We start from the raw sequence: 22357 nt of genomic DNA, 5'->3' as shown, positions 1-22357 counted from the left end.
TTGGACTTAAGGCGTGCGTCAGTACAGCGCGGGGCGAGCGGGAACATGCTTTTCAAGTCTACGACAAGTCGCAATCTTTTCTCTGTGGCGGCCTGCGGCGTCATTGCCGTTATTGTCGCTTCCAGCGTCATTTTCTATCGGTCCTATACCGAAATCCGCAGCGGCAGCATCGAACAGATGCGCCAGATCGCGACAGCCGAGGCGCTGAAAGTCGAACGGGATATCGGCGGCACCGTGCATATCGTCAACGGACTTGACGCCGTGCTGACGACGATGAAGGAGCTTGGAGACACCGATCGCGCCAAGGCGGACAAGGTCCTGCTCAACATGCTGCAGGCCAACCCTGCAATCCTGGCGACCTGGACCGGGTGGGAGCCGAATGCTTTCGACGGCAAGGACAAGGATTATGTCGGCAAGGAAGGATACGACGCGACGGGCCGCTATGTGCCCTACTGGGTGCGCAGCGGCGGCAAGATCACCCATACCGCGCTGACCGATTACGCAACGGCGGGGCCGGGCGACTATTATCAGCTGCCGTTCACGCAGCGCAAAACCCTTGTCATCGAGCCTTATTCTTATGCGATCGATGGAAAAGACGTGTTGATGACCTCCGTCACGAAGCCGATTGTCATCGACGGCAAAGCGGTCGGCGTTGCCGGCCTCGATCTTTCGCTGCAGGACACCGCCAAGGCGCTGTCGGCCAGCCGCCCGATGGGGGCGGGCTTCCTTGGCCTGGTGACCAGCGCCGGCAAGATCGTCAGTCATCCGGATGCGGGCCTCATCGGCAAAAGCCTTTCCGAGACGGGGGCAAAGACGGCGGATTGGGACCGCCTGATCGCCAAGCCCGGTGTTGAGCATGAGGTGATCAACGAGGACGGCAGCGTCTCGCTGGCGATCGCCATCGCCGTCAAGCTTGCCGAGAGCCCCAATTGGTATGCGATCGTGTCGGTCCCGAAGGCAACACTCTTCGGGCCGCTCTATGCGGTGGTGCGGGATGCCATCGTCGCGACGAGCCTGGCGGCGGTGCTGCTCGGCCTTGCCGTGTGGCTTATCGCCCGCCGCTTCGTCGGCCGGATTTCCGGCGTCATCGCCGAGACTGCCGAGATTGCCGCAGGCAAACTCGATGTGCCCCTGAAGGACGGCGACGCCAAGGACGAAATCGGCGATCTCGCGCGCTCGCTGAAGGCGCTGATGGAGAGCAATCGCGACAGGGCGCGGCTGGAGGCCGAGGCGGAAGAAAACCGCGCGCTGCAGGAAAGGGAGCGTGCCGAGCGCGCCCGGATCGACCAGGCCCAGGAAGCGGACGTCAAATTCGCCGTCGGTGAATTGGCGCTTGGCCTGGCCAAACTTGCCGAAGGCGATATGACGAGCGCGCTCGAGCATCCTTTCGCCGCGACGCTTGACGAGACCCGCATCAATTTCAACGAGTCGGTCGTCAAACTGCGTTCGGCGCTGGTGTCGTTCTCGCAAAATGCCGAGGTCATCCAAAGCGGCACCGAGGAAATCCGTTCTGCTGCCGACGATCTTGCGCGCCGGACGGAACAGCAGGCTGCCTCCGTCGAGCAAACGGCCGCAGCGCTCGAGCAGATCACCACATCCGTCAAGGATTCCACGGCGCGTGCCGAAGAAGCCGGATCGATGGTCGTTCGCACGAAGGAAAATGCCGAACGCTCCGGCCAGATCGTGCAACGGGCCGTCGAAGCGATGAACGACATCGAACAGTCCTCCAAGTCGATCTCGAATATCATCGGCGTCATCGACGAGATCGCCTTCCAGACCAACCTGCTGGCGCTGAATGCCGGCGTCGAGGCGGCCCGTGCCGGTGAAGCCGGCAAGGGCTTTGCCGTCGTCGCTCAGGAGGTCCGGGAGCTGGCGCAGCGGTCGGCCGGCGCGGCCAAGGAGATCAAGGCGCTGATCGGCGCCTCGGGCGGCCAGGTGCGCCATGGCGTTGCCCTGGTGCGTGAGACCGGCGATGCCCTGGAGGGGATTGTTCAGGAGGTGCAGCAGATCGACCGCAATGTCCACGCGATCGTCCAATCCGCCCGCGAGCAGTCGACCGGCCTTCAGGAAATCAACACCGCCGTCAATCAGATGGACCAGGCGACGCAGAAAAATGCCGCCATGGTCGAGGAGTCGAATGCGGCAGCCCACACGCTTGCGACCGAGGTCTCGGCTCTCTCCGGACGGTTGGGTCAGTTTCGCCTCGATGCGGGCACGGGCATGACGGCAATGTCGCGTTCGAACGCGCCGCGTCCGCTCGCCGCTCCGAAAATCGTATCGTCGCATGCGACGATCCCCGTTCCCTCGCCGGCCCGTGCGTTGAAGAAGACGCTGGCGGCCGCGCTTGGCGGCGGTTCGAAGGCGGCAGCTCCCGCCGACCCTGGCTGGGAGGATTTCTGATCCGATCCGTCCAACGGAACGGGGACGGATCCATGGATGATTACGGCGGCCGTCCTCAGACGGCCGCCTTCCGCCATCCGGCGCGAAGCCCCAGCAGCCCGGCGCCCATCAGCAGCAGAATTACAGTCGCATAGATGTCCGTCGTCAGCGCATAACCGGCCGATTTCGCCAGGAACCCGGCAAGGATCGCCGGCAGGCTGAAGGCGAGATAGCTCTGCACGTAGAAGGCCGATAGCAGCCCGGCCCGCTCATCCGCCTTGGCGAGCGGCATGATGGTGCCGATCGAACCGAGGAAATTGGTGCCGAAACCGGCGCCGGTGAAGACCGTGCCGATCAGCAGCAGCGGCACATTGGCGAGATGCACGCCGGCAACGACCATCAGAATGCCGAGCGTCTTGGCCGACACGCCGAAGCCGAGATTGGCCGAAGCCGACCTGCTGCGCCTGAGATAGACGGCGATCGCGCCGCTCACCATCAGTGCAGTCACAACGGCTCCGCCGGTCAGCGGCGCGCCGCTGCCGGTCGTGCTGGCGACCAGTGACGGGACCAGCGAGAGATAGAAGCCGGCAAGCGTCCAGTTGGCAATGTTGATCGGCGTCACCAGCGACAGCGGCCGCTTCACTTGCTGGGGAACTGTGATCCTGGGGATCAGCGAGCCGAAAGCGCCCGGCCGTGTGCCACCGGTCTCGTGCGTCAGCCAGATGCCGGCCGCCAGCAGCGTGAAGGCGAGAAGCAGCAGCGCATAGGTGAGATGCATCGGGAAGGGGCCGTATTGGATCAGGGCGCTGGTGCCGACCGCGCCCACCGCCATGCCGCAGAGCGGCGCGATCGAATTGACGATCTGTCCCTTTGCCCGGTCGACATCGACGAGAGCGGCGCCGAGCGAGGCGCCGGCGATGCCCGTCGCAACACCCTGGACGACCCGCGCCGCGATCAGCCAGCCCGGGCCGCTGGCGACGACGAAGAGCGCCATGGCGACAATTTCGAGCAGGAGCGCGAAGAAGATCACCGGCTTGCGGCCGAGATGATCGGAGATGGAACCAGCCGTCAGCAGTGCTGCCAGCAGCGCGAAGGCGTAGACGGCGAAGACGACTGTGATCAGCACCGGCGAGAGCGCGAAATTCTGCTGATAGATCCGGTAAAGCGGCGTCGGCGCCGCGGAAGCACCGAAGAAGGTGGCGAGCGTCAGCGCATGAAAACCGATCGAGGGGTGCGGCGCATTCTCGGTGGATTTGGCGGCGGCGACCATATATAAGCCCTCTTAAAGCTAAGCCGTTGCGTTAGCTCCATGTAGGGCGAATGCATGCTAAAGGCAAATTCTTTGCGTTTATGGTTCTGTCAAAGATTTTGAACCATGAGTGTGTAATGCGTGTCGCCCGGAAGGTTCCGGGATAGAAGGTTCGAGTTGCAGGCATGGCAGTTAAAGAGAATCTCCGTCCGGGCGGCAGAAGCGCCCGGGTTCAGGCATCGGTGCACAAGGCGGTCCGCGAGCTGCTGGCCGAGATGAACCGCGCCGAGGTGACGATCCCGCTGATCGCCGCCAGCGCCGGTGTGACGCCCTCGACCATCTATCGCCGCTGGGGCGACCTGCAACAGCTTCTTGCCGATGTCGCCGTCGAACGGCTGCGGCCGGATATGCAGCCGGTCGACGCCGGCAGCGGCAGGGCCGATCTTCAAGCCTGGGCCGAGCAATATGCCGAGGAAATGTCCTCCGGGCCGGGCCGCGAAATGATCCGCGACGTGCTCGCGGCCCAAGCCGGCGCCAATGCCTGCAAATGCTCAGAATATACCCGCCAGCAGATCGTCGTCATCGCCGAGAGGGCAAAGGCCCGCGGCGAGGGTTTCCCGGATGTCGACGACGTCATGGATCGGGTCGTGGCGCCGATCATGTACCGCATCCTGTTCGGCGACGTGCCGGATGGCGCGCGGGTGCGTGATCTGGTCGCGCGCGTCATGCGCGCGGGCTGATCTTACTCGGCGGCGGCGCGCTTGAGACCGGAAATCTGGGTGATATAGGCGCGCAGCGCCGCCGGCCGCACCGGTTTGTGCTGAACGGCGATGTCTTGCCGCTCGGCCTCGCTGCGCACTTCAGGCGTGCGGTCGGCGGTAACCAGCAAAGCGGGGATGTCGGCGCCGAACTGCCGGCGCAGATGCAGGATCGCGGCAATGCCGGTGCCGTCGTCGAGATGATAATCGGCGATGATAAGATCCGGCGGCCCGTCACGGCCGTCGCTTGCGATCACGTCGGCGAGGCAATCGAGCGCCGCGACCTCACAGCCCCAGCCGCTGAGCAGCAGCCGCATGCCTTCGAGGATCTTCGGCTCGTTATCGATGCAGAGGATCTTCAGCCCCTTCAGCGGCTGCACCGGCCGCTCGGTGGGGGCAATGGCCGCTGCCGCCTCGGCCGGGCGCGAGACGTCGAGCGGCATGGCGATGCGGAACTCCGTGCCCCTGCCATGCGTCGAGTGTAACTCCACAGGATGGTTGAGCACGCGGGCGATGCGGTCGACGATCGAAAGGCCGAGCCCGAGGCCGGAGGCGGTTTTCGCGCCTTCATCCAGCCGGGCGAATTCCTTGAACACGGTGCGGAATTTCGATGGCGGAATACCGATGCCGGAATCGATCACCTGGATGATCACCTGATTGCCGCGCCGCCGCGCGCCCACCAGCACCTTGCCGGTGATCGTATATTTGATGGCGTTGGAAACGAGATTCTGCACGAGGCGGCGCAGCAGGTTGGGGTCGGAGCGCACGCGCAGCGAGGTCGGCATGACCACCAGCTTCAGCTGTTTTTCCCGGGCGATCGGCGCGAAATCGGTTTCGATCCGTTTCAGCAGGTCGGAAAGTGCGACGGCAGCAAGCCGCGGCCGCATGGCGCCGGTATCGAGCCTGGAGATGTCGAGCACGGCGCCGAGAATGGTCTCGACCGATTCCAGCGCCGAATCGATGTTGCGCACGATCGGGCTGTTGTCGGATTGCGCCATGCGCTCGACCAGCGCCGAGGAATAGAGCCTGGCGGCGTTCAGCGGCTGCAGGATGTCGTGGCCGGCGGCGGCGAAGAAACGGGTCTTGCCGATATTCGCCTCGTCGGCAGCGGCCCGCGCCTCGCCGAGTTCGTGGTTGACGCGGGTCAGCTCGGCCGTGCGTTCGGCGACGCGCTGCTCCAGCGTCTCATTTGCCTGTTTCAGCGCCTGATCGGCGTTTACGCGCTGGGTGATATCGGTGAAGGTGGCGACAATGCCCTTGTCGGGCATGGCGTTGGAGCGCACCTCGATGATCCGCTCACCGCCACCAAGCACCAGCGCGAAGGGCTTGTCGAGCGTCAGGAAATGCCGAACCGTCTGGCTGAGATCGCCGGGCGCGATGTCGCCGCGCTCGCTGAGTGTTTTGACAATATCGGCCAAGGGGAAGCCGACCTGGCCGGCACTTTCCGGCAGATCCAGCAATTGCCGGAAGCGCCGGTTCCAGATCGTCAGCCGGTTGGAGCTGTCGAACACCGCAATGCCCTGGTCCATCTGCGAAAGGGCGGTCTGCAGCATATCCTGGTTATATTGCAGCGCCTCGCTCGCCTGGTCGAGCAGCCAGGCGGTGTCGGAAGAGGCGTCCTCGGTCTTCTGCAGGATCAAGGACAGCACCAGCCGGGCCGAGGACGAGCCGATGGCGCTGCCGAGCAGCTGCTCGCTGAAATGGATGAGCGCCATGTCGGCCGGCTGTTCGTCCTCCAGCTTGCGGCCGGAGCTTTGTTCGTAAGTGGTGAACGAGCGCTGCATGCGCTCCTCGCCGAGATAGCGCGAGATCGCCGCCTTGAGATCGCCGACGCTGATGCGGGTCTTCCAGCCGCGCGTGGCGAATTGCGAGCGTGAATGCCGCTTGACGAAGATGCCGGCCTGGATGCGTTCCAGCGGCCTCGCATTGCGGGTGAGCGAGCCGACGATGAAGAAGGCGGTGTTGACGAGCAGGCTCATGACCGTCGCATTGACCAGCGGATCGGCGTCGGGCGCGGCAAACAGCGTGGTGCCCGGGAAGATGAAGCCGAGCACGGCACTCGCCACATAGGAATAATCGGGGCCGCCGAGCGAAGGCAGGAACAAGAGGTAGACCCAGATGACGAAGCCCGAGGTCAGCCCGAGGATCGCGCCGCGTGCATTGGCCCGCCGCCAGATCAGCCCGCCGAACAGCGCTGGGGCGATCTGCGCGATCGCCGCAAAGGAAAGCAGGCCGATCGAGGCAAGGCCGGCTGTGCTGTCGGTCGAGCGGTAATAGGCATAGCCGAACAGCAGCACGGCGAAGATGGCGCTGCGGCGGATGTTGAGCAGCGTCTTGGCGAAATTGTCGCGCTGGCTGGCGCGGCCGGCGAGTTTGCGCCTCAGGAAGATCGGCATGATGATGTCGTTCGACACCATGATCGACAGCGCCACGGAATCGACGATGACCATCGCCGTTGCGGCCGAGAAACCGCCGATGAAGGTGATCAGCGACACCACGGGCATCTCGCCGGCCAGCGGCAGCGACAGCATGTAGAAGTCGGCGTTACCCGTGCCGCCGAAGGTCAGCAGGCCGCCGATCGCCACCGGCAGCACGAAGAGATTGATCGCGATCAGATAGCTGGGAAACAGGAAGCCCGCGAGTTTCAGCTGTTTCGGCGTCCGGTTTTCGACGACCGTCACGTGGAATTGCCGCGGCAGCAGGATGATTGCGAAGGCCGACAGGGCGATCAGGGTGATCCAGCGGCTGATCGGCGTGTGGTAGCTGAGCGCCGACATGACGAGGCTGTTGTCGACGGTCTTTTGCCAGAGATCGCTCGGGCCGTCGAAGAGAAACCAGATGACGCAGACGCCGGCCGTCAGGAAGGCGACGAGCTTGACCACGGATTCCATCGAGACGGCCAGGATCAGCCCGTCCTGATGCTCCGTCGCATCCGTATGCCGGGTCCCGAACATGATGGCGAAGCAGGCGAGCACCAGCGTTGCCACGAGCGGGAGGTCGAGGAAGTAGAGATTGCCGCTGCCGATGCCGTAATCGGACGGATTGACCATGGCGCTGACGGTGCTGGAGATCGCCTTCAGCTGCAGCGCGATATATGGAATGGTGCCGATCAGCGAGATCAGCGCCACGATGGTGGCGACCGTCGGATTCTTGCCGTAGCGGGCGGCGACGAAATCGGCGACCGAGGTGAGCTTTTCGGCCTTGGCGAGCTCGATGATCCGGCGAAGCAGCGGCATGCCGAGCGTGAAGACCAAGATGGGGCCGATATAGATGCCGGCAAATTCCAGGCCGCGCTGTGCCGCAAGCCCGACGCTGCCGAAATAGGTCCAGGAGGTGCAGTAGATCGCCAGGCTCAGCGCATAGACCACCGGCCATCCGCCTTCGAGCGCACCCGGGCCGCGCTTCTTGCGGTCGCCATAGCTTGCCACGGCGAAAAGCAGGAGCAGATAGCCGAAGGCAGACGCGAATATGACCCAGCCTGGAAGCATTGACCCTCCGCCGGCGGAAAACCCGCCGGGACCTCCCGCAACCCTTTCAGCTTAAGTCATTTCAGAGGCGTTGAAAATTCCCGCCCGTCTAGGCCTTAAGTCAAAGACCACCGGGGGTATTGCCAAATAATTGCGATTGCCGATTGATTAATCGCAATGAAGATGTAGCTAATGAAATCCATCGCATACTCTCTGAAATGGATCGAAGGGAGACGGATCCGATGCTCAACGAATTCAAAGCCTTTATCGCCCGCGGCAATGTCATGGATTTGGCGGTCGGCGTCATCATCGGCGGCGCCTTCGGTGGCATTGTCAAATCTCTGGTCGACGACCTCATCATGCCGATCGTCGGCGCCATTTTCGGCGGCTTCGATTTTTCGAATTATTTCCTGCCGCTCTCCTCGGCCGTCAACGCGCCGACACTGGCAGCCGCCCGCGCGCAAGGGGCGGTGTTTGCCTATGGCAGCTTCCTCACCGTGCTCATCAACTTCCTGATCCTTGCCTGGATCATCTTCCTGATGGTCAAGGGCGTGAACACCCTGCGTGCCCAGGTCGAGCGCAAGGAAAAGGCCGCACCGGAGGAACTGCCCCCGCCGCCGGCAGACGTTCAGCTGCTCACGGAAATCCGCGATCTTCTGGCCACACGCCCGACGGCTTGATCCGAGCTGGAGCCCATCCGTTCCGGCCGGACTCATTCATCACGAAAATCGATGTGCCATCACTGGATATCATGGGATTTGCCGGCGCAAATCCTCTATGAAGGCGGAAACCGGAGATATGCATGTCGATTGTGAAGAGCCTCAGCCCGCGCGCCTTGGCGGCGCCAGAAAGCGGGATCGTCGAAGTCGTCAATTATGCCCGCGGCCGCGAAGGCCTGCTGCCTCTCTGGGTGGGGGAAGGCGACCTGCCAACGCCGGATTTCATCAGCCGGGCGGCGATGGACGCGCTTGCTTCAGGCGAGACCTTCTACACCTGGCAGCGCGGCATTCCCGAGCTTCGCCAGGCGCTTTCGGATTATTACTTCAGGCATTTCGGACACTGGCTTCCGGTCGAGCATTTCTATGTCACCGGCTCCGGCATGCAGGCGATCCAGATCGCCGTGCAGACGATGACCTCGCCGGGTGACGAATTCGTCTATCTCACCCCCGCCTGGCCGAATATCGCCGCAGCCCTGGAGATCGCGGGTGCGCGCTCCGTCGGCGTCGAACTGCAGTTCGAAGGCGGCAAATGGGCGGTCGATCTCGACCGCGTCGAAGCCGCCATCACGCCGAAGACCAGGGGCATCTTCGTCAACACGCCGTCGAACCCGACGGGCTGGACGGCGACGAAAAAGGATCTGGCCGATATGCTGGCGCTGGCCCGCCGGCACGACCTCTGGATCATGGCGGATGAAATCTACGCCCTCTATTATTTTGCCGGCGGCCGGGCGCCCTCTTTCCTCGATGTGATGGAGCCCGACGATAAGATCGTCTTCGTCAATTCCTTTTCGAAGAACTGGTCGATGACCGGCTGGCGCGTCGGCTGGATCGTCGCCCCGCCCGAGATGGGGCAGGTGCTCGAAAACCTGATCCAGTATTCGACATCAGGTGTCGCCCAGTTCATGCAGAAGGGCGCCGTCGCAGCCCTTGATCAGGGCGACGATTTCGTGCGCGCCAATATCGCCAAGGCGGCCCGTTCCCGCGATATCCTCTGCGATGCGCTTGTCGCCACCAACCGTGTCGAAACGCTGAAGCCGGACGGCGCGCTTTACGCCTTCCTGAAGATCGACGGCGTCACCGACAGCCGCAGCGCTGCCATCGACATCGTCGACAAGACAGGCGTCGGCCTTGCCCCCGGAACCGCGTTCGGTGCCGGCGGCGAACTCTTCCTGCGCGCCTGTTTTCTGCGCGACCCCGCCCAGGTGGCGGTCGCCGCCGAGCGTCTCTGCGATTATATCCTCAAGCGCTGACATCGGTCCGGCCTGTTGCGAAAAGGAGCGTCATCCACGGTCCAGGAGATAGGTGAGGGCTGCCCCTCATCCGGCTGCCGCCACCTTCTCCCCGCTCGCGGGGCGAAGGGGATGTGCCGCAACCTCTCCGTCCCCCGCCAGCCTCTCGCAGGACACGTCCCCTCGCCCCGCAAGCGGGGAGAGGGTTAGGGTGAGGGGCAGCCATCAGGCGCGAATGCCGCGATTTCGTGCCGGAATCGCCCGATCGATAAAACTTGAGCAAAGCCTGAAATCCGCCTCTAACCACAAGTCCAAACATACCGGTTCAAAGGGCCTCGAACGGCCATTCGATAAGAAAATTGGAAAGAAAAACCGGGCCTGATGCCCCTGCTATAAAACAAGGCAGGGATGCGGGACATGGCGGTTTTGGTGACGGGCGGCGCCGGATATATCGGCAGTCACATGGTTTGGGCGCTGCTCGATGCGGGTGAGGATGTGGTCGTGCTCGACCGCCTCTCCACGGGCTTTCGCTGGGCCGTGGCGCCGGCGGCGCGTTTCTATCTCGGCGACGTCGCCGATCCCGACATCTTGAAGAAGATCTTCATCGAGAACGACATCGAGGCGATCATCCACTTTGCCGGCTCCGCCGTCGTCCCGGTCTCGGTCGCCGATCCGCTCTCCTATTACGACAACAACTCGGGAAAGACCCGCGCGCTGCTGAGCTCCTCGATCAAGGCCGGCATCCGCAACTTCGTCTTCTCCTCGACGGCGGCCGTCTACGGTCAGCAGAAGAGCGACCTGCCGGTGAAGGAGACGGCCGTCCTCAATCCGGAAAATCCTTACGGCCAGTCGAAGCTGATGACCGAATTCATGCTGCGCGATGCCGCCGCCGCCTATGATTTCAACTATGTCGCGCTTCGCTACTTCAACGTCGCCGGCGCCGATCCCGATCACCGCGCCGGCCAGTCGACCTCAGGCGCCACCCACCTGATCAAGGTTGCCTGCGAGGCAGCGCTCGGCAGGCGCGACAGCGTCAGCGTCTATGGTATCGATTATCCCACCCATGACGGCACCGGCGTGCGCGACTACATCCATGTCACCGATCTTGTCGATGCCCATCTGAAAGCGCTGCAGCACCTGCGCAGGGACAAGGGTTCGCTCGTCGCCAATTGCGGTTATGGCAGCGGCTATTCCGTGCTCGACGTCTTGAACATGGTCACCCGCCTGCACGGCCATTCCTTCAAGATCCACATGGCGCCGCGCCGCGCCGGCGATTCGGCGAGCGTCGTCGCCGACGCTTCGCTCGCCCGGCAGGTGCTCGGCTGGAAGCCCAGGCACGATTCGCTGGAAACCATCGTGCAAAGCTCGCTCGACTGGGAACTCTTCCTGGCGAACAGAAATGTCGACGACCTGCACAGCATCCACCGGGCACTCGCAGCCGCTTCCTTCTGAAGCGCTTCCGGCGAGAGCGCGCATCGGCCCGTTGACCATCCCCGTGCCTGCGGGACCTGCATGACATGACGTGAATAGGGAAAAATCGAGCATCTCCTGGCCCCGGCCAACGGAAACAAGAGAAGATGAGGAACTTTCTAGCCTCGCTGAGGCTGCAAAAAGACAATCCGACTTTTCTGACGGCGCAGTTCCAGGCCCTGTCGTCGCAGATCCCCATTCTCTATGTTCTCTTGATCATCAATGCCCTTGCGGTGGCGATCACCCATCTCCAATCCGCGCCTCTCTGGCTCTCCTGTTATATTCCGGTCGGCTTGAGCATCGTCTGTATTTTCCGGCTCTGCTGGTGGGAGACCAGGGGCAAGGACATCACTGCCGAGCGGGCCTACCGGCTGATGAAGGTCACCATAGCGGGCGCCTGCATCCTGTGCGTTGCCTTCGGCGGCTGGGCGATCGCGCTCTATCAATATGGCGATGCGTACCAGCAGGGCCAGATCGCCTATTTCCTGGTCGTCACCGGGATTTCCTGCATCTTCTGCCTGATGCATCTGCCGCTGGCGGCGGTGCTGACCACTGTTATCACCTTCTCGGCCATGGTCGTGACCTTCATGTTCTCGGGCAATCCGGTTTTCGTCGCGACCGCCGTCAGCGGTCTTTTCCTGATCCTGCCCTTTCTCCGGGTGATCGACAGCTATTTCCAGAACTTCGTCGGCCTCGTGCGAATGACCGAGGAGTTGAAGCAGAAGCGGGCGGAAGCCGAAGAGCTGAACCTCGTCAACAGCCGCAACGCCCTGCACGACCAGCTGACCGGCCTTGCCAACCGCCGCAGTTTCTTTCTCTCGCTGGAACAGCGGCTGCAGAAGCACCCGTCTCGGCCACCCGTCATCGGCATTCTCGATCTCGATGGCTTCAAGCCCGTCAACGATGTCTTCGGCCATGCCGCCGGCGATCTCGTGCTCAAGGAGACCGCCCGCCGTTTCAGCGCGCTGGTCGGCGAAGAGGGCATCGTCTCCCGTCTCGGCGGCGATGAATTCGGCATCATCTTCCCCTGTTCGATGACACGCCAGGCAATCGCCGATCTCGGCCAGGCGCTCTGCGCCGCCGTCCGCGATCCTTTCGAAATCCCCGATGGCTCGGTTCGCGTTTTCGGTTCCTGCGGCATCGTCTATCCCGACGCCGGCCAATACACCGCCGAAGATCTCTACGAGAAAGCCGATTTTGCCCTCTACCAGGTCAAGAGCAAGCGCAGCAGCGGCGTCGAATTCTTTTCAGCCGAGCACGAGAAGATCCTGACGCAGCGCTACCTGATCGAACTCGAGCTGCAGGCAGGCGATTTCGCCCGGGAATTGAAACTCGACTATCAGCCGATCGTCGAATTGAAGAGCGGCCGTGTCGTCGGTTACGAGGCGCTCGCTCGCTGGGACAGCGCCCGCTTCGGCCGCATCAGCCCCGAAGCTTTCATTCCCGCCGCCGAGCGCACCGCCGTGATCGGCCGGATGACGCGCATCCTCTTTGCCAAGGCTCTCGAAGCGCTGGCGATCATTCCCCGCCACCTCAAACTCTCCTTCAATCTTTCGGCGCGCGATATCTGCGACCACGAGACCTCGATGGCGCTGCTTGGCATGATCAACCGCTCCGGCATCGATCCCCGGCGCATCGAGTTCGAGATCACCGAGACGGCGCTGCTTTCCGATTTCGACACCGCCGACCAGGTCATCTCAATGCTGCGCGCTGCCGGCATCTCGATCGCGCTCGACGATTTCGGCACCGGCTATTCGAGCCTCAGCCATATCCACCGTCTCGGCTTCGACAAGCTGAAGATCGACAAGGCCTTCGTGATGAATTTCGATCGCGACGCCCGCTGCATGAACATCACCCGTTCGGTCGCCAGTCTCTGCCAGAATCTCGGCATTGCCTCCGTCGCCGAAGGCGTCGAAAGCGAGGCGATCGCCGAGGGCTTGAAGGCGATGGGCGTTCGCCTGGCGCAGGGCTATCACTTCTCGCGGCCGCTGCCGCTGGAGCTTGCCATCGATTACGCCGCCCGCTGCGAGGCCGCGGCCTCCGCCCGGGATTCGCTGTCTGCCTGAATCGACCTTAAATCGACTGGAGCCATGCCGCATCGTCGGCTATTCCTAGTCGTAACAGATGAGGTGAACCATGCAGGACGGCGAAGTCATTATCGAGCGGCAGGGCACTGCCGGCATCATCCGGCTCAACCGGCCGCGGGCGTTGAACAGCCTGACGCTGCCGATGATCCGGATGATCACCGACGCGCTTGATGGCTTTGCCGATGATGCCGCAGTGGCGAGTGTCGTGGCGACGGGCGAGGGCGAACGCGGCTTCTGCGCCGGCGGCGATATCCGCGCCCTGCATGAGAGCGCCCGCGCCGGCGACGGCCTCGCCGGAACCTTCTGGCGGGAAGAATTCCGCCTCAACCACCTGATCGCCGTCTATCCCAAACCCTATGTCGCGCTGATGGACGGCATCACCATGGGCGGTGGCGTCGGCCTCTCCTCGCACGGCCGCCACCGCATCGTCACCGAGCGCACTCGGCTTGCCATGCCCGAAAGCGGCATCGGCTATGTCCCCGATGTCGGCGCCACCTGGCTGCTGCCGAAGGCGCCCGGCGAGGCCGGAACATGGCTCGGCCTGACCGGGCTCGATATCGGTGCCGCCGACGCGATCCATGCCGGGCTTGCCGATCTGCAGATCGCCTCGTCGCGGCTCGGCGCGGTGATCGAGGCGCTGTCGGCCCTGCCGCGCGGCAGCGCGTCCAGCGATGTCGATACCCTCTTGCGGGGGCTTGCGGAGCCTGCCGGAGAAAGCCGGCTCAGGCAGAATGCGGCGATGATCGATCGCGCCTTTCGTTTCGACAGCGTCGAGCAGATCCTGGCAGCCCTTGCCGGGGAGGAGGGCGACTTCGCCGCCGAGACCCGCCGGGTGCTGCTGACACGTTCGCCGACCAGCCTGAAACTCGCTTTGGCGCTGCTGAGAGCCGGCCGCCGCAGCGCCTCGCTTGCCGAGTGCCTCGGCCGCGAACTCGGCGCCTGCCTGCAGATGCTGGATAATCCGGATTTCTTCGAAGGCATCCGCGCCGCCGTCATCGACAAGGACCGCAATCCGAAATGGTCGCCGGCAAGTGTCGAGGCCGTCGAGGCGGCAATGGTCGAGCGTTTCCTGAAACCGGCCGAACCGCCACTATCTCTCTGAGACGATACTCGATTTATCGCCACATGCCGCGCATGCGGGCGCCGACATCGATGCGCATCTGCCGCACATGCGCTTGCGCGGCGGTCTCCGATTTCACCTGCGGCCAGCTGCAGGCCTCGAAGAATTGCAGCAGTGTTGCCGGAATGAAGCGGCTGCGCGAGGCATAGACGTGCCGGTCGCCCTGCGCATTCTGCCCGTAGGTGAAGAAGCGTTGCGGCACGACGAGGTCGAGGCTGTCGCGGGCACGGGTCATCGCCACGTAGAGCAGCCGGCGCTCCTCCTCGATTTCGGCGCTGGCGCCGACGGCGAGATCGCTCGGAATGCAGCCGTCGACGACATTCAGCATGAAGACCCTCGTCCATTCCTGGCCCTTGGCCGAATGAATGGTCGAGAGGATGAGATAGTCCTCGTCGAGCAGCGGCACGCCGGCCTGGTCGCTGGTCGCATCCGGCGGATCGAGCGTCAGCTCGGTGAGGAAACGTTCGCGCGAGGCATAACCGCCGGCAATCTGCTCGAGCTGCAGGAGATCGGCCTGCCGGGTCGCCGCATCCTCGTGCAGCCGTTCCAGATGCGGCGCATACCATTGCCGTGCCAGCTCTATTTCCGCCGGCCAGCCGGCCTTGCCCGCCTTCATCTCCTGCAGCATGGAAACGAATGCCGTCCAGTCCTCGCCGGAGCGCGGCGGCGCCGGCATTTCGGCCAGCGCCGTTATCGGGCTCGCGTCCTCGGCCATCAGGTCGAGCGCCTTCTGCGCCGTCGACGGCCCAACACCCGGCAGGATCTGCATCAGCCGGAAGCCCGCCACCCGGTCGCGCGGGTTCTGCGCGAAGCGAAGGGCGGCCAGCATGTCCTTGACATGGGCGCTGTCGAGAAATTTCAGCCCCCCGAATTTGACGAAGGGAATGTTGCGCCGGGTCAGCTCGACCTCCAGCGGCCCGCTGTGATGCGAGGCGCGGAACAACACCGCCTGCTGCTTGAGCTTGAGGCCTTCCTCGCGATTGTCGAGCACCATGTCGGCGACATAACGTGCCTGCTCGGCCTCGTCGCGTACCGTGACCAGGCGCGGCCGCTCGGAGGATTGCCGCTCGGTCCACAGATTTTTGGTGAAGCGCTCGGAGGCAAGATCGATGACGGCGTTGGCGGCTGTCAGGATCGGCTGCGTCGAGCGATAGTTGCGGTCGAGCGTGACGATATTGGCGGGCGGGCTGAAGGCGGCGGGAAAGTCGAGAATGTTGCGCACCGTCGCTGCCCGGAAGGAATAGATCGACTGCGCATCGTCGCCGACGACCGTCAGCCCCTGGCCTTGGGGCTTCAGCGCCATCAGGATCGAGGCCTGCAACCGGTTGGTGTCCTGATATTCGTCGACGAGCACATGGTCGAAGCGGCTGCTTATATCCTCGGCGATCACGCTCTCGCCGACCATTTGCGCCCAGTAGAGCAGCAGGTCGTCGTAATCGAGCACGTTCTGGCTCTGCTTGGCCTCGACGTAGCAGGCGAAAAGCTCGCGCAGCTGTTTCTCCCAGGCCGCGCACCAGGGAAAAGCGTCGCGCAGCACCTGGTCGAGCGCCGTCTCCGAATTCACCGCCCTGCTATAGATGGCAAGGCAGGTGCCCTTGGCTGGAAACCGGCTTTCCGTTTTGGAGAAACCGAGATCGTGCCGGATGAGGTTCATCAGGTCGGCGCTGTCTTCGCGGTCGTGAATGGTGAAATCGGCATCGAGGCCGATCTGCTGGGCATAATCGCGCAACAGCCGCGCGCCGATGCCGTGGAAGGTGCCGGACCAGTTGAGCGCATCGGCCATGATACCGGCATTTGCACCCAGCACATCGCGGCAGATGCGCTCGACGCGGCGCGCCATCTCGGCGGCGGCCCGCCGCGAGAAGGTCATCAGCAGGATGCGGCGCGGATCGGCGCCCTTGACGATCAGATGGGCGACCCGATGCGCCAGCGTATTCGTCTTGCCCGAACCGGCGCCGGCAATGACCAGCAGCGGCCCGGCAATATGGCTGCCGTCGGTGAGCGTGCCATGCTCGACGGCCATGCGCTGCTGGGGATTGAGCTTTTCGAGATACATCCAGCCGTCCGGTCGGGCTTCCGCAGAATCACTGCGGAAAGATTAGATGTTCCTTGAATGTTCGCGATTTCAGCCGCTGTCAAGCATTCTGGCGCAGGAGGGGTGCCTCAATCGGGGAAATCCGGCCCTACCACGCGCCGCACCAGCTTCAGGCTGCGATCCGGCTGAAGAATGTAGGTTTCCTCGACGCGCTGGCCGGTCCCGTCGTAGAACTGGTGGTGGACGGCGCTGCCGACCGGCGATTTGGTGAGCTTCGTCCGCGGCTGGCCGCCATAGGTGATGCTGCCGGGAATGGGATCCAGCGCCGGCGTATCGGCTGACGTGCAACCGGCGAGCAAGACCCCGGCAAACAAAGCGGGCAGCAGCACTTTCATTGTCGTCATCCCTCTTTCGGCTGCGACTAAATATGGAAAGCGCGGCACCTTCCGCCAAGGGCAGGCCACACCGGGTCCTGTAGAAATGCGCGCGAATATCCGGTCGAGACCGGCGGACCGCAACGAAAGCGCTGTTGCGGCGTTAACCTGACATACCAACTTCAGGAGACGCTTCAGTGACCGGGTTTCCTGTATTCCCCGACCATGACGAACCCGGCCGGCAGGGCCATGGCGATGCGGCGACACGCGCTTCGGTGGAGAGCGCTCTTCATGCCGCCGCAGATCTCGACGCTGAGGAGATTACCGTCGGCATGCTCGGTTCCTATGTCATTCTCGACGGTTTCGTGCGCCGGCGCGGCGATGTCGAGCGGGCGGTCGCGATCGCCGAGAGCATCGTCGGCCGAAGTTATGTCCATAGTCGCCTGTTGCGGCGCTGAGGGAACCAAGTGCCCTTCCGCGGGTTGAAATGCCGGATCGAAACGCTGGAGACCCCTCATGCAGTCGCTTCCTCGCCTCTTGGCAGTCATCACCATGATATCGGCCGGCGTTTTTGCCGGTTCCGCTTATGCCTCGCTGGAAACCGGCACAAATTATTCGGCGCTGCCGAAGGACCAGGTCGCCCTCAATGAATATACCGGCGCCATCGCCTGCACGCCGGCAGAACCGCAGTATCTCCCCTCCTTCATCCGCGCCGGCGATGGCACGATCATCGGCGTCGGTTATATCGAGGTGGAAAGTGAGGGTGGCGCGGACTGCTGAAAATAGTCCTGCCCAAACGAGGCTCGCCTGCGTTCCCGCAGAGGTGACGAGCCTCTGACCATCATCATGATGGCTGCGTGTCTTTTATGAATAGACTTATCCCGGGCACAACGCCCGTTGCACCAAAACCCGCCATAGGTTCGATGCAGGGTTAAGTAAATTAAAGCGTCGCACCGTTCCGGCACACTCCGTTTACGGAAATGCCGGCCGAAGGACCCAGTTCATCGTGGCGGAGCGTGCTTCCGCGTCCTGTCGGACGCTTGGGCGCTCTAATGCAACTTCAGCTTCGCCTCTTCGGCCGCAGCCAGGAATTCGGCTCGTGCTTCCTCCACGCTCTTGCGCCCATCGAGTGCTGCCCGGCAGGTGCTGCGCGCCTTGATATAACGCAGCCCCCGCGAGTTCGGCCAGAAATCCGCCAGGCATTTCAGCGCATCGAACGGCCCGCTGACCGTTCGCGCGTCGGCATCTTCGAAACCGACCTTGACCGGGCTGTCCCATTTTTCAGTTGCCATCAATGCTCCTCCACGATTGTCGACAGAAACAAAGGGTGCAGCGCCTCCCTATTCCTCCGCGGAGCCGCCGCCATAACAGCCATTCTAGCGTGATTTTCACGGCCAACAATGGTGAATCGTCTGTTGCTGCTGAGGCGAAATGTCAGCGGGGGCAGCACGGATCGCGGTTGCGGGCGTGCAGAGAATTTTGCTGCAACGCCGTCCGGTTCGCGCCGAAGGCTGCCCCTCACCCTAACCCTCTCCCCGTAAAAAACGGGGAGAGGGGACGTGCCCTGCTAGACGCTGGAGAGGTACTGAGAAGTCGCGGCATGGTCCCTTCGCCCCGCGAGCGGGGAGAAGGTGGCGGCAGCCGGATGAGGGGCGAGCCCAGCGCGCGAGAAATGATGTCGGTACCTGAGAGAGAAAACTGGTGCTGCCGAGTGGGATTGAACCACCGACCTCACCCTTACCAAGGGTGTGCTCTACCACTGAGCTACGGCAGCAGGACCAGGACCCGTGCGAGCCGGGTGGCTCAAATCGCGGGAACGGGGCGGCTATTGCCACAGCTTGGCGGCAAGCGCAAGCAGCAAATTCCAACTTCGCGTGGATTGGGATGCAAGGGCCTTTTGGATCGGCGCGAATTCGGCTAATCCTGTGACATGAACGACAAGACCGAAACCGGCCAGCAGAGCCGCAAAGAGGCAATCGAGGCACAGGCGAAACTGCGCCGCGAGCGCGCCGCCGAAAAACTGCGGGAAAATCTTTCAAGGCGTAAACAGCAGGTGCGCGCCCGCCGTTCGGGCCAGGCCGACGAAACAAGTGGACTGCCCGCCGCAAAAATGGACGAATCGTAATGTTCCGTCCGTCGCGAATTGAAGCGTCTCGAAAAATCCCCTAAACACCCCACTCCTATTCCAAGGCAGTATTTTCAGGAAAGGCGGGCGCGGCCCGTAAGCGCACATGGATCGTATCAGAATCGTCGGCGGTAATGAGCTGAATGGCATCATTCCGATTTCCGGCGCCAAGAATGCCGCACTGCCGCTGATGATCGCCTCGCTTCTGACCAGCGATACGCTGACGTTGGAAAACGTGCCGCATCTGGCCGATGTCGAACTGCTGATGCGCATCCTCGGCAATCACGGCGTCGATGTCGCCGTCAACGGCCGCCGCGAGCGCCAGGAGGATTCCTACGCCCGCACGATCCATTTCACCTGCCGCACCATCGTCGATACCACCGCTTCCTACGAGCTGGTCTCGAAGATGCGCGCCTCCTTCTGGGTCATCGGCCCGCTGCTGGCGCGCGAGGGCCACTGCCGCGTGTCGCTGCCGGGCGGCTGCGCCATCGGCACGCGTCCCGTCGATCTCTTCATCGAGGGCCTGACGGCGCTCGGCGCCACCATGGAAATCGACGCCGGTTACATCAACGCCAAGGCGCCGAATGGCGGCCTGATCGGTGCGCGCTACACCTTCCCGAAAGTCTCCGTCGGCGCCACCCATGTGCTGATGATGGCGGCAACGCTTGCCCGCGGCACGACGGTCATCGGCAATGCCGCCCGCGAGCCTGAGGTCGTCGATCTCGCCAACTGCCTGAACGCCATGGGCGCCAAGATCTCGGGCGCCGGCACCGCGACCATCACCATCGAAGGTGTCACCTCGCTCTCCGGCGCCCGCCACCGCGTGCTGCCGGATCGCATCGAGACCGGCACCTATGCCATGGCGGTTGCCATGGCCGGCGGCGACGTCGTGCTCGAAAATACCGATGTGGCGCTGCTCGACACCGCGCTGGAGACGCTCCGCCGCGCCGGCGCCGACATCTCGTCGACCAACAACGGCATGCGCGTCAGGCGCAACGGCGCCGGCATCAAGCCGGTCGATATCGTCACCGATCCCTTTCCGGGCTTCCCGACCGACCTGCAGGCGCAGTTCATGGCGCTGATGACCCGCTCCTCCGGCATCTCGCACGTCACCGAGACCATCTTCGAAAACCGCTTCATGCACGTGCAGGAGCTTGCCCGCCTCGGCGCCAGGATCACGCTGTCCGGCCAGACGGCGAAGATCGAGGGTGTCCAGCGCCTGCGCGGCGCGCCCGTCATGGCGACCGATCTGCGCGCTTCCGTTTCGCTCGTCATCGCCGGCCTTGCCGCCGAGGGCGAAACCACGGTCTCCCGCGTCTATCACCTCGACCGCGGTTTCGAGCGGCTCGAGGAAAAGCTGACCCGCTGCGGCGCCGTCGTCGAGCGCATCAGCGAGTAAGCAGCGCTCATCCCGGTTGCGTAATTGCCCGCAGCATCTTATTTCCCTTGTCTATGCATCGCCATTCCGGCGGTGCCTGCTGGGGATTAAGCCTGAATGACCGACCTGAAGCTTGTTGCGCTCGATGACGAGGACCTCGCGATCATTTCCGCGCATATGCAGGACAGCGTCTTCAAGGTCGGTGATATCGACTGGTCGCCGCGCGACGCGCAGTTCGCCCTTGCCGTCAATCGTTTCGTCTGGGAAGGTGCCGAGCGCAAGCGCCGGGGTTTCGAGCGTCGCCGCGCCGCCCTGGTGTTCAAGCGGGTGCTGGCCGTGCGCTCGCTCGGCATCGACCGCGGCAAACGCGACGAGGTGCTGTCGCTGCTGGCGCTGCGTTTCGAGCAGAAGGGCGAGGGGCCGGAGGGCACGATCGAGCTGTCGCTGTCCGGCACCGCCTCGATTGCGCTCGATGTCGAATGCATCGAGGTGCAGCTCGCCGATATCGGCGGTGCCTGGGAGGCTTCCTCCAAGCCTCGTCACCGCTAATGCATGTCGCCCGGAAGTGTGCTGCGGTTCCGGGATAACGACATGCATAAAACAATGAGTGTTTGACGCTTGACGTTTGAACATCGCAGTTTCGAGTTGAGAAGGAATATCGGCCTTGGCAATCTGGCTGGATCAGGCATCGGAAGGTTTCGAGCAGCGTTTCGCCGCCTTTCTGACGACGAAGCGTGAAGTCTCCGAGGATGTGAACACCGTCGTTCGCGCCATCATCGATGATGTCAGGGCCCGCGGCGATGTGGCGCTTGCCGAATATTCGCGCAAGTTCGACGGTATCGATTTCGCCACCGTGCCGATGCGCGTCACGCCTGAGGAGTTCGACGCGGCCGTCGAGGCGGTGCCTGCGGAAGTGCTGGGGGCGCTGAAGCTCGCGGCGCTGCGCATCGAATCTCATCATCGCCGGCAGCTGCCGAAGGACGATATCTACGAGGACGATCTCGGCGTCGGCCTCGGTTCGCGCTGGACGGCGATCGAAGCGGTCGGTCTCTACGTTCCGGGAGGCACCGCGAGCTATCCGAGCTCGGTGCTGATGAATGCCGTGCCGGCCAAGGTTGCCGGCGTCGATCGCATCGTCATCGCCGTTCCCGCCACCGGCGGGGCGGTCAATCCGGCGGTGCTTGCCGCCGCCAAGCTTGTCGGTGTGACCGAAGTCTATCGTGTCGGCGGCGCCCAGGCGATCGCCGCTCTTGCCTATGGCACCGAGACCATCGCCCCGGTCGCCAAGATCACCGGCCCCGGCAATGCCTATGTCGCTGCCGCCAAGCGCCATGTCTTCGGCACCGTCGGCATCGATATGATCGCCGGCCCCTCCGAAGTGCTTGTCATTGCCGATAAGGACAACAATCCGGATTGGATCGCCGCCGATCTCCTGGCGCAGGCCGAGCACGATGTCAGCGCCCAGGCGATCCTGATCACCGACAATGCCGAATTCGGCAAGGCGGTGGAGCAGGCGGTCGAACGCCAGTTGAAGACGCTGAACCGCGCCGAGACGGCGGCGATAAGCTGGCGCGATTTCGGCGCGGTCATCCTCGTTTCCGATCTGCAGCAGGCCATCTCGCTGGCGAACCGCATCGCCGCCGAGCATCTGGAGCTTGCCGTCGCCGATCCCGACCGGCTGCTTGACGGCATCCGCAATGCCGGCGCGATCTTCATCGGCGCCCATACGCCCGAAGTGATCGGCGATTATGTCGGCGGGTCGAACCATGTGCTGCCGACGGCGCGTTCGGCGCGCTTCTCCTCCGGCCTTTCGGTGCTCGATTTCGTCAAGCGCACCTCGATCCTGCGGCTCGGGCCGGGCGAGCTGCGCACCCTCGGCCCCGCGGCGATCGCGCTGGCCGTCTCCGAAGGCCTCGATGCCCATGCGCGATCGGTCGCGATCCGCCTCAACCTCGAAAGGTGAAGGG

At 63.5% G+C, this 22357-nt stretch carries 18 protein-coding genes and 1 tRNA gene; 13 read left to right on the top strand and 6 right to left on the bottom strand.

What is annotated here, in order from left to right; genetic code table 11:
- Positions 1 to 45: 45 nt before the first annotated feature.
- Positions 46 to 2400: a methyl-accepting chemotaxis protein gene (locus QMO80_RS10020; protein ID WP_283199907.1), complete on the top strand. Its 2355-nt coding sequence runs from the start codon at positions 46 to 48 to the stop codon at positions 2398 to 2400.
- A gap of 55 nt (positions 2401 to 2455) precedes the next feature.
- Here QMO80_RS10020 and QMO80_RS10015 read toward each other — a convergent pair whose 3' ends face one another.
- Positions 2456 to 3649, bottom strand: a complete 1194-nt coding sequence (locus QMO80_RS10015; protein ID WP_283199906.1) for an MFS transporter — start codon at positions 3647 to 3649, stop codon at positions 2456 to 2458.
- 164 nt (positions 3650 to 3813) lie between these two features.
- Between QMO80_RS10015 and QMO80_RS10010 the strand changes: the two genes are divergently transcribed.
- Positions 3814 to 4368 carry a TetR/AcrR family transcriptional regulator gene (locus QMO80_RS10010; RefSeq protein WP_283199905.1) on the top strand — a complete coding sequence of 185 codons (555 nt, stop codon included), beginning with the start codon at positions 3814 to 3816 and terminating at the stop codon, positions 4366 to 4368.
- A gap of 2 nt (positions 4369 to 4370) precedes the next feature.
- On the opposite strand, the gene QMO80_RS10005 is transcribed toward QMO80_RS10010, so the two are convergent.
- Complete coding sequence (locus tag QMO80_RS10005; RefSeq protein WP_283199904.1) at positions 4371 to 7874, bottom strand: PAS domain-containing hybrid sensor histidine kinase/response regulator; 3504 nt, start codon at positions 7872 to 7874, stop codon at positions 4371 to 4373.
- Between the two features lie 221 nt (positions 7875 to 8095).
- Between QMO80_RS10005 and mscL the strand changes: the two genes are divergently transcribed.
- The 5 genes from mscL to QMO80_RS09980 all read left to right on the top strand — a co-directional run bounded on the left by mscL (position 8096) and on the right by QMO80_RS09980 (position 14460).
- Positions 8096 to 8533, top strand: a complete 438-nt coding sequence (mscL, locus tag QMO80_RS10000; RefSeq protein ID WP_097624861.1) for a large conductance mechanosensitive channel protein MscL — start codon at positions 8096 to 8098, stop codon at positions 8531 to 8533.
- A 122-nt stretch (positions 8534 to 8655) separates the two neighbouring features.
- Positions 8656 to 9822 (top strand): pyridoxal phosphate-dependent aminotransferase, encoded by a 1167-nt coding sequence (locus QMO80_RS09995; RefSeq protein WP_283199903.1) that lies wholly within the window; start codon positions 8656 to 8658, stop codon positions 9820 to 9822.
- A gap of 396 nt (positions 9823 to 10218) precedes the next feature.
- Positions 10219 to 11253 carry a UDP-glucose 4-epimerase GalE gene (galE, locus tag QMO80_RS09990; protein ID WP_283199902.1) on the top strand — a complete coding sequence of 345 codons (1035 nt, stop codon included), beginning with the start codon at positions 10219 to 10221 and terminating at the stop codon, positions 11251 to 11253.
- 125 nt (positions 11254 to 11378) lie between these two features.
- The gene (locus tag QMO80_RS09985; protein WP_283199901.1) at positions 11379 to 13337 is read left to right on the top strand and encodes a bifunctional diguanylate cyclase/phosphodiesterase; all 1959 of its coding nucleotides are present in this window, start codon (positions 11379 to 11381) and stop codon (positions 13335 to 13337) included.
- 70 nt (positions 13338 to 13407) lie between these two features.
- Positions 13408 to 14460 (top strand): enoyl-CoA hydratase/isomerase family protein, encoded by a 1053-nt coding sequence (locus tag QMO80_RS09980; protein ID WP_283199900.1) that lies wholly within the window; start codon positions 13408 to 13410, stop codon positions 14458 to 14460.
- A 13-nt stretch (positions 14461 to 14473) separates the two neighbouring features.
- Here QMO80_RS09980 and QMO80_RS09975 read toward each other — a convergent pair whose 3' ends face one another.
- Both QMO80_RS09975 and QMO80_RS09970 read right to left on the bottom strand, forming a co-directional pair.
- Complete coding sequence (locus QMO80_RS09975; protein WP_283199899.1) at positions 14474 to 16534, bottom strand: ATP-dependent helicase; 2061 nt, start codon at positions 16532 to 16534, stop codon at positions 14474 to 14476.
- Positions 16535 to 16641: 107 nt separating this feature from the next.
- Positions 16642 to 16908, bottom strand: a complete 267-nt coding sequence (locus tag QMO80_RS09970) for a hypothetical protein (protein WP_283200158.1) — start codon at positions 16906 to 16908, stop codon at positions 16642 to 16644.
- Positions 16909 to 17084: 176 nt separating this feature from the next.
- On the opposite strand from QMO80_RS09970, the gene QMO80_RS09965 reads away from it, so the two are divergent.
- Both QMO80_RS09965 and QMO80_RS09960 read left to right on the top strand, forming a co-directional pair.
- A complete protein-coding gene (locus QMO80_RS09965; protein WP_283199898.1) occupies positions 17085 to 17345 on the top strand; it encodes a BON domain-containing protein in 261 nt (86 codons plus the stop codon).
- A gap of 58 nt (positions 17346 to 17403) precedes the next feature.
- A complete protein-coding gene (locus QMO80_RS09960) occupies positions 17404 to 17667 on the top strand; it encodes a hypothetical protein (protein ID WP_283199897.1) in 264 nt (87 codons plus the stop codon).
- 269 nt (positions 17668 to 17936) lie between these two features.
- On the opposite strand, the gene QMO80_RS09955 is transcribed toward QMO80_RS09960, so the two are convergent.
- On the bottom strand, positions 17937 to 18179 hold the full coding sequence (locus QMO80_RS09955; protein WP_003588688.1) for a DUF982 domain-containing protein: 243 nt from the start codon (positions 18177 to 18179) through the stop codon (positions 17937 to 17939).
- Between the two features lie 407 nt (positions 18180 to 18586).
- Positions 18587 to 18661 (bottom strand) — tRNA-Thr (locus tag QMO80_RS09950).
- 156 nt (positions 18662 to 18817) lie between these two features.
- Between QMO80_RS09950 and QMO80_RS09945 the strand changes: the two genes are divergently transcribed.
- From QMO80_RS09945 to hisD, 4 genes are all read left to right on the top strand, one after another.
- Complete coding sequence (locus QMO80_RS09945) at positions 18818 to 19012, top strand: hypothetical protein (protein WP_049732877.1); 195 nt, start codon at positions 18818 to 18820, stop codon at positions 19010 to 19012.
- A 106-nt stretch (positions 19013 to 19118) separates the two neighbouring features.
- The gene (gene murA, locus QMO80_RS09940; RefSeq protein ID WP_088939387.1) at positions 19119 to 20411 is read left to right on the top strand and encodes a UDP-N-acetylglucosamine 1-carboxyvinyltransferase; all 1293 of its coding nucleotides are present in this window, start codon (positions 19119 to 19121) and stop codon (positions 20409 to 20411) included.
- Between the two features lie 96 nt (positions 20412 to 20507).
- Positions 20508 to 20939, top strand: a complete 432-nt coding sequence (locus QMO80_RS09935) for a DUF2948 family protein (RefSeq protein WP_049732879.1) — start codon at positions 20508 to 20510, stop codon at positions 20937 to 20939.
- Between the two features lie 115 nt (positions 20940 to 21054).
- Positions 21055 to 22353: a histidinol dehydrogenase gene (gene hisD, locus QMO80_RS09930; RefSeq protein ID WP_283199896.1), complete on the top strand. Its 1299-nt coding sequence runs from the start codon at positions 21055 to 21057 to the stop codon at positions 22351 to 22353.
- Positions 22354 to 22357: the final 4 nt, after the last annotated feature.

Origin of the sequence: Rhizobium sp. BT03 (assembly GCF_030053155.1) — a bacterium.
In the GTDB taxonomy this organism is placed as follows: Bacteria; Pseudomonadota; Alphaproteobacteria; order Rhizobiales; family Rhizobiaceae; genus Rhizobium.
The sequence above is the reverse complement of the archived record's forward strand: the minus strand, read 5'-3'. Positions and strand labels throughout refer to the sequence as shown.